The organism is Streptomyces sp. NPDC050263 (assembly GCF_040655955.1).
In the GTDB taxonomy this organism is placed as follows: Bacteria; Actinomycetota; Actinomycetes; order Streptomycetales; family Streptomycetaceae; genus Streptomyces.
The window spans coordinates 39,776-56,754 of record NZ_JBFAKW010000059.1 but is presented as its reverse complement, the minus strand read 5'-3'; the positions used below and the strand labels follow the sequence as shown (position 1 = coordinate 56,754).

The 16,979-nt window shown below is 71.5% G+C and carries 11 protein-coding genes; 1 reads left to right on the top strand and 10 read right to left on the bottom strand.

Features of this window, described 5'->3' with window-relative positions; all coding sequences use genetic code 11:
- Positions 1-54: 54 nt before the first annotated feature.
- From AB0J04_RS25285 to AB0J04_RS25265, 5 genes are all read right to left on the bottom strand, one after another.
- On the bottom strand, positions 55-3,708 hold the full coding sequence (locus tag AB0J04_RS25285) for a molybdopterin-dependent oxidoreductase (RefSeq protein ID WP_363170823.1): 3,654 nt from the start codon (positions 3,706-3,708) through the stop codon (positions 55-57).
- 559 nt (positions 3,709-4,267) lie between these two features.
- Complete coding sequence (locus tag AB0J04_RS25280; RefSeq protein ID WP_363170822.1) at positions 4,268-4,777, bottom strand: O-acetyl-ADP-ribose deacetylase; 510 nt, start codon at positions 4,775-4,777, stop codon at positions 4,268-4,270.
- Between the two features lie 34 nt (positions 4,778-4,811).
- Positions 4,812-6,224: an NAD(P)/FAD-dependent oxidoreductase gene (locus tag AB0J04_RS25275; protein WP_363170821.1), complete on the bottom strand. Its 1,413-nt coding sequence runs from the start codon at positions 6,222-6,224 to the stop codon at positions 4,812-4,814.
- A gap of 227 nt (positions 6,225-6,451) precedes the next feature.
- Positions 6,452-7,315, bottom strand: a complete 864-nt coding sequence (locus tag AB0J04_RS25270) for an inositol monophosphatase family protein (protein WP_363170820.1) — start codon at positions 7,313-7,315, stop codon at positions 6,452-6,454.
- A gap of 89 nt (positions 7,316-7,404) precedes the next feature.
- Positions 7,405-9,240: a gamma-glutamyltransferase gene (locus tag AB0J04_RS25265; protein WP_363170819.1), complete on the bottom strand. Its 1,836-nt coding sequence runs from the start codon at positions 9,238-9,240 to the stop codon at positions 7,405-7,407.
- 248 nt (positions 9,241-9,488) lie between these two features.
- Between AB0J04_RS25265 and AB0J04_RS25260 the strand changes: the two genes are divergently transcribed.
- Positions 9,489-10,157 (top strand): hypothetical protein, encoded by a 669-nt coding sequence (locus AB0J04_RS25260; protein ID WP_363170818.1) that lies wholly within the window; start codon positions 9,489-9,491, stop codon positions 10,155-10,157.
- Positions 10,158-10,214: 57 nt separating this feature from the next.
- On the opposite strand, the gene AB0J04_RS25255 is transcribed toward AB0J04_RS25260, so the two are convergent.
- The 5 genes from AB0J04_RS25255 to AB0J04_RS25235 form a co-directional block, all read right to left on the bottom strand.
- On the bottom strand, positions 10,215-11,732 hold the full coding sequence (locus AB0J04_RS25255; RefSeq protein WP_363170817.1) for an NCS1 family nucleobase:cation symporter-1: 1,518 nt from the start codon (positions 11,730-11,732) through the stop codon (positions 10,215-10,217).
- Between the two features lie 125 nt (positions 11,733-11,857).
- Positions 11,858-12,877, bottom strand: a complete 1,020-nt coding sequence (locus tag AB0J04_RS25250; protein WP_363170816.1) for a TIGR03842 family LLM class F420-dependent oxidoreductase — start codon at positions 12,875-12,877, stop codon at positions 11,858-11,860.
- 11 nt (positions 12,878-12,888) lie between these two features.
- The gene (hydA, locus tag AB0J04_RS25245) at positions 12,889-14,292 is read right to left on the bottom strand and encodes a dihydropyrimidinase (RefSeq protein WP_363170815.1); all 1,404 of its coding nucleotides are present in this window, start codon (positions 14,290-14,292) and stop codon (positions 12,889-12,891) included.
- Positions 14,293-14,394: 102 nt separating this feature from the next.
- The gene (locus AB0J04_RS25240) at positions 14,395-15,237 is read right to left on the bottom strand and encodes a nitrilase-related carbon-nitrogen hydrolase (protein WP_363170814.1); all 843 of its coding nucleotides are present in this window, start codon (positions 15,235-15,237) and stop codon (positions 14,395-14,397) included.
- A 155-nt stretch (positions 15,238-15,392) separates the two neighbouring features.
- A complete protein-coding gene (locus AB0J04_RS25235) occupies positions 15,393-16,976 on the bottom strand; it encodes a PucR family transcriptional regulator (RefSeq protein ID WP_363170813.1) in 1,584 nt (527 codons plus the stop codon).
- Positions 16,977-16,979 lie beyond the last annotated feature (3 nt).

The following is a 16,979-nucleotide window of genomic DNA, read 5'->3' as shown; positions in this document are numbered from 1 at the left end:
CACCCGGACAGAGTGCCGGACACGCGCCGCCCGGCACAGCACCCGGACGACGCGTCACATCACAACAGGGCAAACATTCCCTGCTACGGCACTAGACGATATGGAGTACAGGCGAGGCTGCAGCCGTCCCAGCACCTCGGCCCACTCCTGCGCGTCGGCACGGACGCCCGACCCGGCCGCCACGTCGACGGCCTGGCGGCCCCAGGACCACTTCGCGAGCTCGTCCTTGTTGTCGGGGCGCAGCAGTTTGCGCAGCTCGCGCGGGTCGCGGGTGCGGTCGGCGGTGAAGCGGAGCAGGGCCGGGGTGATCCGGGTGATGTCGAGGTGGCGCAGCAGGGCCTCGCCGAGGGCGATCTCGCCGACGCCGTTCACCTGCACGCGCGCGTGCGCGTCGAGTCGGGTGACGGTCAGCCACTCCGCCACCAGGTCCGGGGAGTTGAGGGGCCGGACGCCGAGCGCGTCGCCGGCCTCGTAGACGAGCGGGGTCTCGCTGTCGCGGGTGTCGAAGGTGAACCGCCGGACCTCCTTGCCGGAACCCGGCAGGCTCAGCAGCCGGTTGCCGGTGAGGCGCGCCGTGACGGGGGCGGGGCGGCGGGAGCGGGGAGGGGCGGCGGGAGCAGCCTCGGTGACGACGACGGAAGCGGTGTCCGGCACGTCGTCGGGTTCCGGAGCGGGGGCCTCGACGAGGGCCTCGGGCACCAGTTCCGTGGCTTCCTTCAGGGCCGTGACCACCTGGTCGAGCCAGGCCTCCGCCTCCGTCTCGTAGTCCGGTTCGCAGTCGGTGCGCGGGGCCAGCCGGACCGCGCCGAGCTCGTCCAGCCGGTCGTCCAGGCGGCGGCCGTGTCCGCAGAAGTCGTCGTAGGAGGAGTCCCCGAACGCGAGGACGGCATAGCGGCGGCCTTCCAGGCGGCCGGTGCCCAGCTCGGCGAGGCCGTCCCAGAAGCCGGCGCCGTTGTCCGGGGCGTCGCCGTCGCCGAAGGTGCTGGTGATCAGCAGCAGGTCGGCGCCTGCCGGCAGGGCGGCGGGGTCGGCCTCGTCCATGGCGACGAGGGAGGCCGTGTGGCCGCCCGCGGTGAGCCGCTCGGCGGTGGCGGCGGCGAAGTCCTCGGCGTTGCCGGTCTGCGAGGCCCACAGGATCACGACCCGCCGGGTCGGGGTCGGGTCCGGGGCCTGCGAGGGCGGCGCGGCGGCGGTCCGGGAGTACATGCCGGCGAGGGTGCCGTTGACCCACAGGGCGTGCTCGGGGCTGAACGGCGCGTCCGGCGGCAGGACGGGTACGCCCGGGGCGCCGGCCGGGATGCCGGCGAGGAAGCCGACCAGGTAGCGCCGTTCCAGCTCGGTCAGGACCGGCGGCGGGCTGGGCTCCAGGCCGAAGACGGCGACCGCCGAGGACTGGAGGGAGGCGGATCGGAGCGAGGCGGACTGGAGCGAGGCGGACTGGAGCGAGGCAGGCTGGACGGCGGTGGGGACGAGAGCCGCCGAGGACTGTGCGGCCCGGGTCTGTCCGGCCGGGGTCTCGGCGGTCGGAGCATGGACGGTAACCGGTGTCGACACCTTCGTCAGCGAGACCGCGCACACCTTCAGCTCGGGCTGGAAGGACAGCGGGTCGACGGCGTCGCTGGTGACCGCGTTGACGCTGAGGTACTCGCCGAAGAGGTCGTTCCAGTGGAACGGCGCGAAACAGGAACCGGGCAGAACGCGGTCGGTGACGACCGTCGGCAGCACGGCCCGCCCGCGTCGTGAGGCGACCTCGACGGAGTCGCCGTCGGCCAGGCCGAGCGCGGCCGCGTCCTCGGGGTGCACCTCGACGAACGGTCCGGGATCGAGCTTGTTGAGTTTGGCGACCTTGGCGGTCTTCGTCAGGGTGTGCCACTGGTGCTGGAGGCGGCCGGTGTTCAGGACGAACGGATAGTCGTCGTCCGGCATCTCGGCGGGCGGAACGTGCGGACGCGCGTGGAACACGGCGCGGCCGGAAGCCGTGGGAAACGTGAGGGAACCGTCTTCGTTCACGTAGCGGATCAGGTTGCGGTCGGGCCCGTCGGCGGTGGCGGACGGCCACTGCACCGGGGTGTCGCGCAGCCGCTCGTATGTCACTCCGCGCAGGTCGTAGCCGGTCTGCGGGTTGTGGGCGCGCTTGATCTCCTCGAAGATCTGCTCGGCGCTGTCGTAGGAGAAACCGTTCTCGTAACCCATCGCGCGGGCGACGGCCGCGATGAGCCGCCAGTCGGCTAGGGCCTCGCCCGGCGGGTCTGCGGCGGGTCGGGCGAGGGTGAGGTTGCGCTCGCTGTTGATGAGGACGCCTTCGGTCTCCGTCCACAGGGCGCCGGGCAGCACGACGTCGGCGTAGGCGTTGGTCTCGGTGTCGGCGAAGACGTCCTGGGTGACGACGAACTCGGCGGCCTCCAGGCCCTCGATGACGGTCCTGCGGTTGGCGACGGAGGCGACCGGGTTGGTGCAGATGATCCAGCAGGCCTTGATCTCGCCGTCGGCCATCTTCCGGAACATCTCGACGGTGCCCTTGCCGACGCCGTCCGCCCGGATGGCGCCCGGCTCGAGGCCCCACAGCCGCTCGACGAAGGCGCGGTCGGCGTCGACGAGGACGGAGCGCTGGCCGGGGAGTCCCGGCCCCATGTAACCCATTTCCCGGCCGCCCATGGCGTTGGGCTGGCCGGTGAGGGAGAAGGGACCGCTGCCGGGGCGGCAGATCGCGCCGGTGGCGAGATGCAGGTTCACCAGGGCGTTGGTGTTCCAGGTGCCGTGCGTGGACTGGTTGAGGCCCATGGTCCAGCAGCTGGTCCACTCCCCCGCCTCGCCGATCAGCCGGGCGGCCTCGCGCAGGTCGGTCTCCGGGATGCCGGTGAGCTCCGCGACGGTCGCGGGCGGGTAGTCGGCGAGGAACTCCGGCATCGCCTCCCAGCCCTGGGTGTACGCGGCGACGAAGTCGGGGTCGGTGTGGCCGTTCTCGTGCAGGAGATGCAGCAGACCGTTCAGGAGAGCGAGGTCGGTACCGGGCTTGACCTGGAGAAACAGATCGGCCTTCGCGGCCGTGGCGGTACGGCGCGGGTCGACGACGATCAGCTTGGCGCCCGCCTTCACCCGGTCCATCATCCGCAGGAACAGGATCGGATGGCAGTCGGCCATGTTGGAGCCGATGACGAGGAAGACGTCCGCCTTGTCGAGGTCCTCGTAGGAGCCGGGCGGGCCGTCGGCGCCGAGAGACAGCTTGTAACCGGTTCCGGCGCTTGCCATGCACAGCCGGGAGTTCGACTCGATCTGGTTGCTGCGGAGGTAACCCTTTACGAGCTTGTTCGCGAGGTACTGCGCTTCGAGGCTCATCTGGCCGGAGACGTAGAGGGCGACGGCGTCCGGGCCGTGCTCGTCGACGATCGCGCGCAGGCGTCGGGCCGTCTCGGCTACCGCCGCGTCCACGGGTGCGGGCTCGGGCTCCTCGCCGCGGTCCGGGCGGACGAGGGCGGTGGTCAGCCGACCGGGCGCGGCGAGCATGTCGGCGGTGGTCGCGCCCTTGGTGCACAGCCGGCCGAAGTTCGCCGGGTGCTGCTTGTCGCCGACGGCTTTCAGGACCGTGCGGCGGCCGTCCGGTCCGCGGCCGATGTCGAGGACCATGCCGCAGCCGACGCCGCAGTACGAGCAGACCGTGCGCACCTTCGTCTCGGTCGCGCTGTCGGTCCGCGGGTCCGGCACGGCCACGGGCGCCCCTTTCGTTCTGCCGTCCTGCTGACGATCGGCCTGGTGAGAGCCTCTGCAAGCCTCTGTGACGGTACGAACCGCGCATTACACAGGTGTCTCCCGGACCGGCCACCAGGAGTTAACCCCGGCGCACAGCGCGGCCCTGCCGAGTGTGAGCGGGCACGTTCCGCTCCGCAGACAGGAAGGCTACCTGGGCGGGGCGGACGGGGTTCGGGACCGAGGACGGGCCCGCCGGGGCCGCGCGGAGGGCCGGGGGCGGCGGGGCCGGGAGGGGCGGCTGCGCGTGGGCGGGGTTCGGGACTGGGGATGGGCGGGCGGCAGTCGTACGGGGCCGGGGCTGTGGGGCGGCGGGCGGGGCTGTGGGCGGGACTGTGGGGCTGCGCACGGGCGGGGGCTGGGCGGGGCGGGACTGTGAGCCGCACACGGGCGGGCTGCGGCCGAGCGGGACTGTGAGGGCCGCACATGGGCGGGCTGCGGCATGGCGGGACCGAAAGCGGCGGCGGCTGCGGTACCTGGGTACTACAGCCGCCTCGTCCTCCTGGCCGTCGTGCGCGTCCGGTCAGCCGATGCGCTCGGCGAACGCCGCGTAGGCCCCTTCGTCGAAGAGGACGAAGGTGACCTCCTCCACGGAGGTCCGCGTCGCCCGCACGGTCTCCACCGCGATCCGGGCGGCGTCGTCCATCGGCCACCCGTAGATGCCGGCGGAGACCGCGGGGAAGGCGACGGTGCGCGCGCCCAGTTCGTCCGCGACCCGCAGCGACTCCCGGAAGCAGGAGGCCAGCAGCTCCGAGCGGTCCTCGCCCGCGCTGTAGACCGGGCCCACGGTGTGGATCACCCAGCGCGCGTCCAGTTCGCCCGCCGTCGTGGCGACGGCCTGGCCGGTGGCGAGACCCTTGCCGTGGTGCGAGGCGCGGAGCCGACGGCAGTCGGCGAGGATCGCGGGGCCGCCCCGGCGGTGGATCGCGCCGTCCACGCCGCCTCCGCCGAGCAGTGAGGAGTTGGCCGCGTTGACGATGGCGTCCACCGACTGCCGGGTGATGTCGCCCTGGACGAGCGTGATCGTGGTCATGGCTGTGTGTATAGCAACGGGACCGGCCGACCGCTCAGCTTTGTCGCCGCAGTCTGCGCCATACGGCCTTCGCCGCGTTGTGGCCCGACATGCCGTGCACGCCCGGGCCGGGCGGGGTGGCCGAGGAGCAGATGAAGACGGCCGGGTGCGGGGTGGCGTACGGGAAGGCGGTCAGCTTGGGGCGCAGCAGGATCTGGAGCCCGGAGGCCGCGCCGGAGGCGATGTCCCCGCCGACGTAGTTGGCGTTGCGGGCGGCGAGTTCGGCGGGTCCCGCGGTGGCGCGGGCCAGCACGCGGTCGCGGAAACCCGGGGCGAAACGCTCCAGTTGGCGTTCCATGGCGTCGGTGAGGTCGCCCGTCCAGCCGTTGGGCACATGGCCGTACGCCCAGAAGACGTGCTTGCCCGCCGGGGCCCGGGTGGGGTCGACGACGCTGGGCTGCACCGTGATCAGGAAGGGCCTGTCGGGTGCCCGGCCTTCCCGGGAGGGGGCGCGCAGGGCGGCGCCGATCTCCGCGCTGTCCGCGCCGATCTGCACGGTGCCGGCGGTGCGGGCCTGCCTCGCGGTCCACGGGACCGGGCCGTCGAGCGCGTAGTCGATCTTGAAGACGCCCGGTCCGTACTTGTATCCCGCGTAGTGGTCGCCGAAGCCGGCGATGCGGGCGAGGGCTGTGGGCGAGGTGTCGAAGACGTAGGCGCGGGCCGGCGGCAGGTCGTCGAGGCGCTTGACCTCGTAGTCGGTGTGGATACTGCCGCCGAGATCCTCCAGGTAGGCGGCCAGGGCGTCCGAGATGGACTGGGAGCCGCCGCGGGCCACCGGCCAGCCGCGGGCGTGTGCGGCGAGGGCGAAGACCAGGCCGACGGCACCGGTGGCGAACCCGCTGAGCGGGGCCATCACATGGGCGACGAGTCCGGCGAAGAGGGTCTTGGCCGGTTCGTCGTGGAAGCGGCGGGTGAGCCAGCTGGAGGGGGGAAGGCCGACCAGGCCGAACCGGGCCAGGGTGACCGGGTCGCGCGGGAGCGCGGTGAGCGGCAGCGACATGAAGTCGCGGGCCAGGGTGTCCCACTTGGGCAGGAAGGGCTCGACCAGTCGGCGGTACGCGCCCGCGTCCCGGGGCCCGAAGGAGGCGGCCGTCTCGGCGACCGACCTGGACAGCACGGCGGCGCTGCCGTCGGGGAAGGGGTGCGCCATGGGCAGCTCGGGGTGCAGCCACTCCAGGCCGTAGCGCTCCAGGGGCAGGGCGCGGAACGCGGGCGAGTTGATGCCGAGGGGGTGCGCGGCGGAGCACGGGTCGTGGCGGAAGCCCGGCAGGGTGAGTTCCTCGGTGCGGGCTCCTCCGCCCACGGTGTCCCGCGCCTCGAAGAGCGCCACGGAGAAGCCGCGTCGGGCCAGCTCCACCGCCGCGGTCAGCCCGTTGGGCCCCGCTCCCACCACGACCGCATCGAGCATCGACGGCACTTCGACCCCTTCGTCAGCCGGTGACCTCCGTAGACCGGTGGCCCCCGCAGTCAGGATATGCCGGGGGTACGACAACGCCTGCGGCGCGGGGCCGGGAACCGGCCGGTCCGCCCGCGGCGCTCAGCCTCGATGCCCGCATCGCCCGGCACGATGCCCGCACGACACCGCACCTCATCGGATCACATCCGATCACAGCGCAGCGCATCGCATCGCATGGCTCAGGCGATGTCGCGAAGCCGCTCGGCGCCCGAGAGGAGTCCCGACACCCTTCGGGCCGTCGCCGCGTCCCGGGCCGCCGTGAAGGGCAGGACGTTGCCGCCCGTGATGCGGAACGGCTCGCCGGTGAGGGTGAGGTGGGCGCCGCCCGCCTCCTCGACCAGCAGCAGTCCGGCCGCGTGGTCCCAGGCCAGGTCCCAGGAGAAGGCCGTGGCGTCCAACTCACCCCGGGCGACGGCGAGATACTCGAGCCCGGCGGATCCGCACGCGCGCGGTGCGACTCCGTCCGTCCACAGCGCCAGCAGGGCGCGCTTCTCCGCTTCGGTCGTGTAGTCGGGGTGCGAGGTGGCCACCGTCAGGCCGCGGCCCGGCTCGGGCGGGCCGGCGAACAGCCGCTCGCCGTCCAGGAAGGCGCCGCCGCCGCGGACGGCCGTGGCCAGTTGGTCGCGGGCCGGAGCGTACGTCCAGGAGGCGAGCAGGACTCCGTGGCGGACGAGCGCGACCAGGGTGCAGAAGCCGTCGTCACCGTGCACGAACTGCCGTGTCCCGTCGACCGGGTCGACGATCCAGACCGGCGCGTCGCCCTGTATCGCCTCGTACGTGGCCGGGTCGGCGTCCACCGCCTCCTCGCCTACGACGACCGAGCCGGGCAGGAGGGCGGCGAGGGCATTGGTGAGGAACAGCTCTGCGCCCCGGTCGGCGTCCGTCACCAGGTCGTGCGGGCCGCTCTTCTGGCCGACCTCGTGCGCGGCGAGCTGCCGGAAGCGGGGCATGATCTCGGCCGCGGCGGCCCCGCGGACCGCCTCCTCCACGTCGACCGAGCGGCGGGCGAGAAACTCGTCGATGGTTTCCTTGTCTTCGATCATGCCTCCATGAGAGCACGCCCCACTGACAATCCCCACCCGCCGGGTGCATCACGGGTGGAATCGGGATGAAGAACCGGAACTCGCACCCGTCAGCGGCCCACCGCGTATCCCTGCATCCCGCGCGGGTTCGCGGCCGCGAGCAGGATCCCGGTCTCCGGGTCGCGGGCGACCGCGCACAGCCGGCCCTCGGACCACGGGTCGCCGACGGTGACGTCATGGCCGCGCCGCCGCAGCTCCTCCACCGTCTCCGCCGGCATGCGGGACTCCACGGTGACGCTGCCCGGCCGCATCCCGCGCGGGTAGAAGGAACCGGGGAAGGAGTCGTTGTGCCAGTTCGGGGCGTCGATCGCGCCCTGGAGGTCGAGGCCGCCACGCACCCGCGCGCGGAGGGCGACGGCGAGGAGGAAGTGCAGCTGCCACTGGTCCTGCTGGTCGCCGCCGGGGGTGCCGAAGGCCAGCACCGGCACCCCGTCGCGCAGCGCGATCGAGGGGGTGAGGGTGGTGCGGGGGCGCCGGCCCGGCGTCAGCGAGTTCGGCAGGCCCTCCTCCAGCCACGTCATCTGCAGCCTGGTGCCGAGCGGGAAGCCCAGCTCGGGCACGACCGGGTTGGACTGGAGCCAGCCGCCGCTGGGCGTCGCCGCGACCATGTTGCCCCAGCGGTCGACGACGTCGAGGTGGCAGGTGTCGCCCCGGGTGACCCCGTTCGCGCCGACCTCCGGCTCGCCCGGCCCGAAGGACGCCGGGCCCCGGGCGACCGTCGGCTCGCCCGCGCCCATGGGGCTGAAGCCGAGGTCGTCGGCAACCGCCACGCACGCGTGCGTGCTCAGCCGCGGGGCGCGCCCGCCGGGGCTGCCGGGCCGCACCTCGTACGAGGCCTTGTCGCCGATCAGCCGCCGCCGGTCCGCGTTGTAGCCGGCGGCGAGCAGCTCGCCGAGCGGGACCTCGGCCGCGTCGCCGTACCAGGCCTCGCGGTCGGCCATGGCGAGCTTGCAGCCCTCGACGAGAAGATGGACGTAGTCGGCGGAGCCGTACGCGGGCAGCTCGGCCGGGAGCAGCGCGAGCTGCTGGAGGAGGGCGGGGCCCTGACTCCAGGCGCCCGCCTTGCACACGGTCCAGCCGTTCCAGTCGTACGTCGCGGGCGCCTCGTAGGACGCGGACCAGGCGGCGAGGTCGGCGGCCGTGAGGGTGCCGGTGTGCCGCTCGCCGCTGGTGTCCAGGGTCGGCCGGGCGGCCTGCCGGACGAGCGCCTCGGCGACGAACCCGGTCCGCCACACCTGGCGCGCGGCCTCGATCTCCGCCTCCCGGCCGCCGGCCCCGCCCGCCCCTGCGCTCTCGGCGAGCAGCCGCCGCCAGGTGGCGGCGAGGGCCGGGTTGCGCAGCAGCTCGCCGGGGCGGGGCGACCGCCCGCCCGGCAGGTACACCTCCGCCGAGGAGGTCCACTCCGTCTCGAACAGTTCCCGTACGGCCTCGACGGTCGCGCCGACGTTCTCCACGGGCGCGTGCCCGTGCTCGGCGTACCCGATGGCGTACTTCAGCACGTCGCCGAGGGACTTGGTGCCGTGGTCGCGCAGCAGGAGCATCCAGGCGTCGAACGCGCCTGGCACGGCGGCGGCGAGGGGTCCGGTGCCGGGGACGAGGTCCAGGCCCAGCCCCCGGTAGTGCGCGACCGTCGCGCCCGCCGGCGCCACGCCCTGTCCGCACAGCACCCGCACCTCGCCGCCGGCCGGGGCGAGCAGGATCGGGACCTCGCCGGCCGGCCCGTTGAGGTGCGGTTCGACTACGTGCAGCACGAAGGCGCCGGCCACGGCCGCGTCGTAGGCGTTGCCGCCGTCCTCCAGGACGGCCATCGCCGACTGGGAGGCCAGCCAGTGTGTGGAGGACACCATGCCGAACGTTCCCTGGAGGGTGGGTCGGGTGGTGAACAAGGCGGGCTCCTCACTGCGCGGCGGCCGATCTCGTGATCGTACGTACCTACCCGCTCCCCTTGCCATGGCGCCTCTCGTCCGCTCTATGTCCGGTGAAGAACCCTGATGTCCCGGTAGGTTCAGGCCCCTTCGTCACCGCGCCGCCACGGAGCGAGTTCACACTTCCGCCCCACAGGGAGTCGTGTGACACTGGCGTCTCCTGTCCGCACTGCGGACTCCGTCCGCACCGTCCCCCACGAAAGTGCGCCGTGCGCTCTCTCCCACTGCCGCTCGCCCTCACCGCGCGTCTGACCCCGGTGGTCGTGCTCGCCTGTGCGGGCTGGGCGATGTCGTCCGGCCCGCTGACCGACAAGCAGGACACCGCGGCCAAGGACACCCAGAAGACCCAGACCGAGAAGTCGTCCGGCCCGTCCTCCACGGCCGTCTCCAAGACCTATGCCGCCGCGCCCGCCCCCTGCACCGGCGTGGCCGCGAAGACGATCGCCTCGCTCGTGCCGGGCGCCAAGGCGGCCGGCAAGGAGATCCCGTCCACGGACACCGAGCTTCGCCGCACCTGCTCGTGGAACGCGCTCAAGGGCTACGACTACCGCTGGCTCGACATCTCCTTCGAGATCGCCGAGTCGGACGACGCGGCGACGAGTTCGTACAAGGAGCGCACCGGGGAGAAGAGCGGCGGCGGTGCGGTGCCGGGGCTCGGCGACGCGGCCTACTCCGTGGTGAACCTGACCACGGAGGACAAGCAGCAGACCCGTGAGGGCGTCGTCATCGCCCGGGTGTCCAACGCGCTGGTGGTCGTCAACTACAACGGCAGCGACTTCGAGACGAAGAAGGCGCCCACCACCGACGAGATCAACAAGGGTGCGATCAAGGCCGCGAAGGAAGCGGTGGCCGCACTGCAGAACAGCCGGAAGAGCTGACGGCCGGGACACGAAACGGCCGGAGGAGCGCTGTTGCTCCTCCGGCCGTTTCCCGCGTCACGTGTCCGAACGTGTCAGACGCATCAGGACGAGGTACAGCGCCATCGAGGTGCCGAGGCCGACGGCCCAGCCGTAGTCGGCGAGGGGTTCCAGCGCCGGGATGGGCCGGCCGTCGATCAGCGGCTTGAAGGTGGCGCCGCCGACGGCGAGGACACCGCCGGTGACGAAGGCGACCACGGCCCGCCAGTTCCAGCCGCCGTCGTACCAGTAACGGCCGCCCTCGCGATACAGGTCGGTCAGGTCGAGCTTGCCGCGGCGCAGGATCCAGTAGTCGGCGATGAGGATGCCGGCGACCGTGCCCAGCAGACCGCCGACCAGGCCGAGCCAGGTGAAGATGTAGCCCTGCGGGTCGGAGTACAGCTTCCACGGGAAGATCACCACGCCGAGCACGCAGGTGACGAGTGCGCCGGCACGGAAACTGATCTTCCGCGGCGCGATGTTGGAGAAGTCGAAGGCCGGCGAGACGAGGTTGGCCGCGATGTTCACCGACAGGGTCGCCACCAGCACGGTCACCAGCGCGAACAGCAGGCCGAAGACGTTGTCCGTCTTCGCGGCGAGCTGTACCGGGTCCCAGATCGTCTCGCCGTACACGGCCTGCGATCCGGAGGTGACCATCACCGAGAGCAGCGCGAAGAGCGTCATGGTCGTGGGGAGACCGAGAGCCTGTCCCCAGGTCTGCGCTTTCTGCGACTTTCCGTACCGGGTGAAGTCCGGGATGTTCAGCGACAGCGTCGACCAGAAACCGATCATGCCCATGAGAGACGGCCAGAAAAGTTTCCAGAAGTCGCCGCCCCAGCCCAGCTTGGAGGGCTGGTCGAGCAACGGGCCGAAACCGCCTGCCTTGTTGCTCATCCAGATCAGCATGACGACCGCGCCGACGAGGACGAAGGGCGCCGCCCAGTTCTCGAAGCGGCGGATGGTCTCCATGCCCCGGTAGATGATCGCGACCTGGATCGCCCAGAAGATCGCGAACGACAGCCACATCGTCCAGGCGTAGCCGCCGATCTTCCCGGCGTCGCTCCAGCCGTTGCCGATCAGCTTGCCGGCGAGGAAGTAGATCGCCTCACCGCCGATCCAGGTCTGGATGCCGAACCAGCCGCAGGCCACCAACGCCCGTACGACGGCGGGGAGGTTGGCACCTCGGATACCGAAGGAGGCCCGGGCGAAGACCGGGAAGGGGATGCCGTACTTCGGTCCGGCGTGCCCGGTGAGCAGCATCGGGACCAGCACGATCAGGTTGGCCAGGGCGATGGTGAGCACCGCCTGCTTCCAGTCCATGCCGACGGCTATCAGACCGGAGGCCAGGGTCCACGACGCCGTGTTGTGGGCCATGCCGACCCACAGCGCGGAGAAGTTGTACGTGGTCCAGGTGCGCTTCTCCACGGGGACGGGAAGCAGGTCCTCGTTGGCGTAGGGGCCGCTGGGCTGCGGCGAACCAGGGGCGATCTCCACCCGGCCGTCGGCGAGGGTGACTTGGGAGGTCGGCGGTATGGCCGTGGGAGCGGTGTCGGTCATGGGCAGGCCAATCAAACGAGGGGCGGATCCGGAAAGGCCGTGCGGGGTCTCCGGCCCCCTCCCCCGGGACACCGGGAGAGAGGAGAACTGGAGTGGGGGGATGGGGAGTCGATCCGGGGGACGGGTCAGCCGTTGACGGCGGGGATCACCGTGGTGCCGTACGCGTCGATGACCTTCTCCTGCGCGTCGTGCATGTCGTAGACGGCGAACTGGTCGACGCCCAGCTCACGCAGGGCGTTCAGTTTCTCGATGTGCTTCTCGACCGGTCCGATGAGGCAGAACCGGTCGACGATCTCGTCGGGCACGAAGGCGGTGTCGGGGTTGTCGCTGCGCCCGTGGTGGGAGTAGTCGTAGCCCTCGCGTGCCTTGATGTAGTCGGTGAGTTCGTCGGGCACGGCGGCGGAGTGCTCGCCGTACTTGGACACGAGGTCGGCGACGTGGTTGCCGACCATCCCGCCGAACCAGCGGCACTGCTCACGCGCGTGGGCGATCGCCTCGGGCGAGTCGTCCTCGGTGACGTACGCGGGGGCGGCGACGCAGATCTTCACCTCGGACGGGTCGCGGCCGGCGGCGACGGCGGCGTCCTTGACGGCCTTCACCATGTACTCGGTGAGGTACAGGTCGGCGAGCTGGAGGATGAAGCCGTCGGCCTCCTCGCCGGTCATCTTGAGCGCCTTGGGGCCGTACGCGGCCATCCAGACGGGAAGCTTCGCGTCCTCCTTGATCCAGGGGAACTTGACGACCGTGCCGCCGAGGTCGGCCTCCTGGCCCGAGCCGAGCGCCCTGATGACCTTCATGGCCTCGCTGATCCGGGCGAGCGTGTTCGGGGCGCGGCCCGCGACGCGCATCGCGGAGTCGCCGCGGCCGATGCCGCAGACCGTGCGGTTGCCGAACATGTCGTTGAGGGTGGCGAAGGTGGAGGCGGTGACCTCCCAGGTGCGGGTGCCCGGGTTCGTCACCATCGGGCCCACCGTCAGCTTGCTGGTGTTGGCGAGGATCTGGCTGTAGATCACAAACGGTTCCTGCCAGAGCACCGCGGAGTCGAAGGTCCAGCCGTAGGTGAAGCCGCTCCGCTCGGCGCGCTTCATCAGGCTGACGACCTTCGAGGCCGGCGGGTCGGTCTGCAGGACGAGTCCGAAGTCCATGAGCGCTGCTCCTAGTTGAGGTACTGACAGGTGGAGCGCGGGGTGTAGATGCCGTGGCCGGCGTGGCCGGTGTACTCCCGCTCGGTGATGACGAGTTCGCCGCGCGAGAGGACCGTCTCGACGCGGCCGGTGAGCCGCTTGCCCTCGTACGCCGAGTAGTCGACGTTCATGTGGTGGGTCTCGGCGGAGACGATCTGCTCGGCGTGCGGGTCGTAGATGACGACGTCGGCGTCGGCGCCGGGGGCGATGGTGCCCTTCTTCGGGTACATGCCGAACATCCGGGCCGGGGTGGCGCAGGCGATCTCGATCCAGCGGCGGCGGCTGATGTGTCCGTCGACGACGGCCTGGTGGAGCAGGTCCATCCGGTTCTCGACGCCGGGAAGGCCGTTGGGGATCTTCGAGAAGTCGCCCCGGCCGAGCTCCTTCTGGCCCACGAAGCAGAAGGGGCAGTGGTCGGTGGAGACGACCTGGAGGTCGTTCGTCCTGAGCCCCTGCCACAGCTTGGCCTGGTGCTCCTTCGGTCGCAGCGGTGTGCTGCACACGTACTTCGAGCCCTCGAAGTCGGGCTCGGCGAGGTTGTCCGTCGACAGGAACAGATACTGCGGGCAGGTCTCGCCGAAGACGTTCAGCCCCTCGTCGCGCGCCCGCGCCAGTTCCGCAACCGCTTCCATCGCCGATACATGCACCACGTACAGCGGCGCCCCGGCGACCTGCGCGAGCTTGATGGCGCGGTGGGTGGCCTCCGCCTCGAGCAGCGCCTTGCGCACCTCGCCGTGATAGCGGGGATCGGTCTCGCCGCGCGCCAGCGCCTGTTCGACCAGGACGTCGATGGCGATACCGTTTTCCGCGTGCATCATGATCAGTCCGCCGTTGTCGGCGGAACGCTGCATGGCGCGCAGGATCTGACCGTCGTCGCTGTAGAAGACGCCCGGGTAGGCCATGAACTGCTTGAAGGAGGTCACGCCCTCCTCCACCAGCAGGTCCATCTCCTTGAGCGTGTCCTGGTTCACGTCGGAGACGATCATGTGGAAGGCGTAGTCGATCGCGCAGTTGCCCTCGGCCTTGGCGTGCCAGGCGTCCAGTCCCTCGCGCAGGCTGTGTCCGACGCTCTGCACGGCGAAGTCGACGATGGTCGTCGTACCGCCCCAGGCGGCCGCCCGGGTCCCGGTCTCGAAGGTGTCGGAGGCGAAGGTGCCGCCGAACGGCAGCTCCATGTGGGTGTGGGCGTCGACCCCGCCCGGGATCACGTACTTCCCGGTCGCGTCGATGACCTGCTCGGCGCTCCAGGCCTCGGCGGCCGAGGTGCCGGAGGCGGCGAGGGCGGCGATACGGCCGTCCTCGATCAGGACGTCGGCGTGGATCTCGTCGGACGCGGTGATGACGAGACCGCCGCGGATGATTTTACGGCTGCTCATGTTCCGGCTCCGGAGAGGTAGTTGGTCGGGTGCGGGGGGGTGGGGGCTGGTCGCGCAGTTCCCCGCGCCCCTGGGTCGGTCGAGTGCGGGGAACTGCGTTCATCACGGAGCCGTGAGCGGGCCGTACGCCTCCGGGCGGCGGTCGCGGTAGAACTGCCAGCGGTCGCGGACCTCGCGCAGCTTGGCCATGTCGAGGTCGCGGACGACGAGTTCGGTCTCCTTGTCGCTCGCCACCTCGCCGACGAACTGAGCCTCCGGGTCCACGAAGTACGAGGTCCCGTAGAAGTCGTTGTCGCCGAGTTCCTCGACGCCGACCCGGTTGATCGCGCCGACGAAGTACTCGTTGGCGACCGCCGCGGCCGGCTGTTCCAGCTGCCACAGGTACGCGGACAGGCCGCGCGAGGTCGCCGACGGGTTGAAGACGATCTCGGCGCCCTCCAGTCCCAGCGCGCGCCAGCCCTCCGGGAAGTGGCGGTCGTAGCAGATGTAGACGCCGATCTTTCCGACAGCGGTATCGAAGATCGGCCAGCCGACGTTCCCCGGGCGGAAGTAGAACTTCTCCCAGAAACCCTTTACCTGCGGGATGTGATGCTTGCGGTACTTGCCGAGGTACGAGCCGTCCGCGTCGATCACGGCGGCGGTGTTGTAGAGGACGCCCGGCTGCTCCTCCTCGTACATCGGCAGCACCAGGACGATGCCGTGCTCCCTGGCCAGCGCCTGGAAACGCTTGACGATCGGGCCGTCGGGAACCTGCTCCGCGTACTCGTAGAACTGCGGGTCCTGGACCTGGCAGAAGTACGGCCCGTAGAACAGCTCCTGGAAACACAGGACCTGAGCACCCTGCGCGGCCGCGTCGCGGACCGCCTGCTCGTGCACCTGGATCATCGATTCCTTGTCGCCGGTCCAGGCCGTCTGGAAGACGGCGGCACGGATCACTCTGCTCATCGGGACCTCCGGTCACTCGGTGTGCGAGAAGACTAGGAAGTCCGAAAACCGGCTTTGAGTTGCAGCGTGTCACGTCTGCGGGCCTTGCGCGTGCCACGGTGTCACCCTGTCGTGGACCCATGTTTCACCGCCGTTTTCCCAGGTCGTCGCATGTTTCAGGCCTGTTGCGCATCGTGCGCGAGGAGTGCGATGTGCACCGAGGCGGCCTGTTCGAAGTCGTCGAGGTCCACGCCCAGCCGCCCTTGTATCGCCTCCAGCCGGCGGTACAGCGCGGGCCGCGAGACGTGGTGGAGCTGGGCGGTGCGGGACTTGTTGCGGCCGGTGGCCAGATAGGTCCGCAGCACGGCGAGCAGATCCTCGCCGGCCGCGCACAGCAACCCGTTCAGCTCGCGCTCGGCGAAGGACTGCACATGCGGGTCGTCCCGCAGCAGCCGGATCAGGCCGCGCAGATGGACGTCCCGCAGGCGGACGACGGCCGGGAGGTCGAGGGCGGCCGAGGAGTCGGCCACGGCGTCGGCGACGTGCTGGGCCTCGCGCAGCCCGGCGGGCACGTCGTCCCAGACGATGCGCGGGTCGGCCGCCGCGACGACCGTGCGGGCCCGGCCCGACTCGGTCCGCAGCCGGGCGGCGAAGTGGGCGGCGAGCGCCTCGGTGTCCTGGTCGCGGGCGAGGCTGAGCAGTACGGCGGTGGCCCCGTCGGCGAGCTCGGCGACCAATCCGGGCAGCCCCAACAGCCGGAGCATCCGGTCGAGTTGAGCGGGGTCGCCATCGCGTACGACGAGCGGGACGAAGGTGCGCCGGTTGACGGGGAGGCCGGCCGCACGGGCCCGGGGCAGCAGTTGCCGGGCCGGCACGACCCCGGAGATCAGATCGGTGAGCAGGCTCTGTGCGGACTGCTCCTCCCAGGTGTGGGCGGAGGCGCCGCCGAGCATGCGGTGCAGGACGAGGGCCTCGGCGGCCCGGTCGGCGAGCAGCCGCCCGCCCGCGGTGTCGCCGCGGTAACCGCACAGCATGATCTGTCCCCACCGCTCGCCGCGGCCGCCCAGTTCGGCGCGGATCCAGCCGTCGCCCTCGCTGCCGCCGGCCTGCCGGGCGATGCGCTCCCAGTCCCGCAGCACGTCGTCGACCGCCGACCGCTCCCCCGCCGTCGCCAGCACGCGGTGGGCGAGGTTGGTGACGACGACGGGGCAACCGGTGTGGTGGGCGATCTCGTCGAGCAGGAGTTGCAGCGGGGCGCCCGCGGTGATGAGTCCCGTGAGCGCGGTCCGTACGGCCTCCGACAGGCTGACGGCGGCGAACTTCCGCTGGACCAGCCGGGACTGGACCTCCTCGGTCAACTCGGCGAAGGGGAACGGCCGATGGAGCACGACCATCGGCAGCCCGCACCGCTCGGCGGCCCGCCGCATCACGTCCGGCGGAGTGGGGAAGGCCCGCCCGAGACCCAGCACCACGGCGGCGGCCTCCGCCCGGTGCAGGGAGTGGATGTACTCGGTCTGCGCGCTCTCGTCACCGGCCAGCAGCACACCGGTGGTGAGGACCATCTCGCCGCCGCTGAGCATCACTCCGACGTCCGCGGCCTCGGCGACGTGCACCCAGCGCACCGGCCGGTCGAGCTGGCCGGCGCCGGCCACCACCTCGGGCTCACCCGCCAACACCCGCTCCAGAGCCAGGACCTGACGGACCGACAGGGCTGGTTCCAGAGGCTCCACGGGGCCCCAGGGCTCCAAGGCGATGGTCATGGC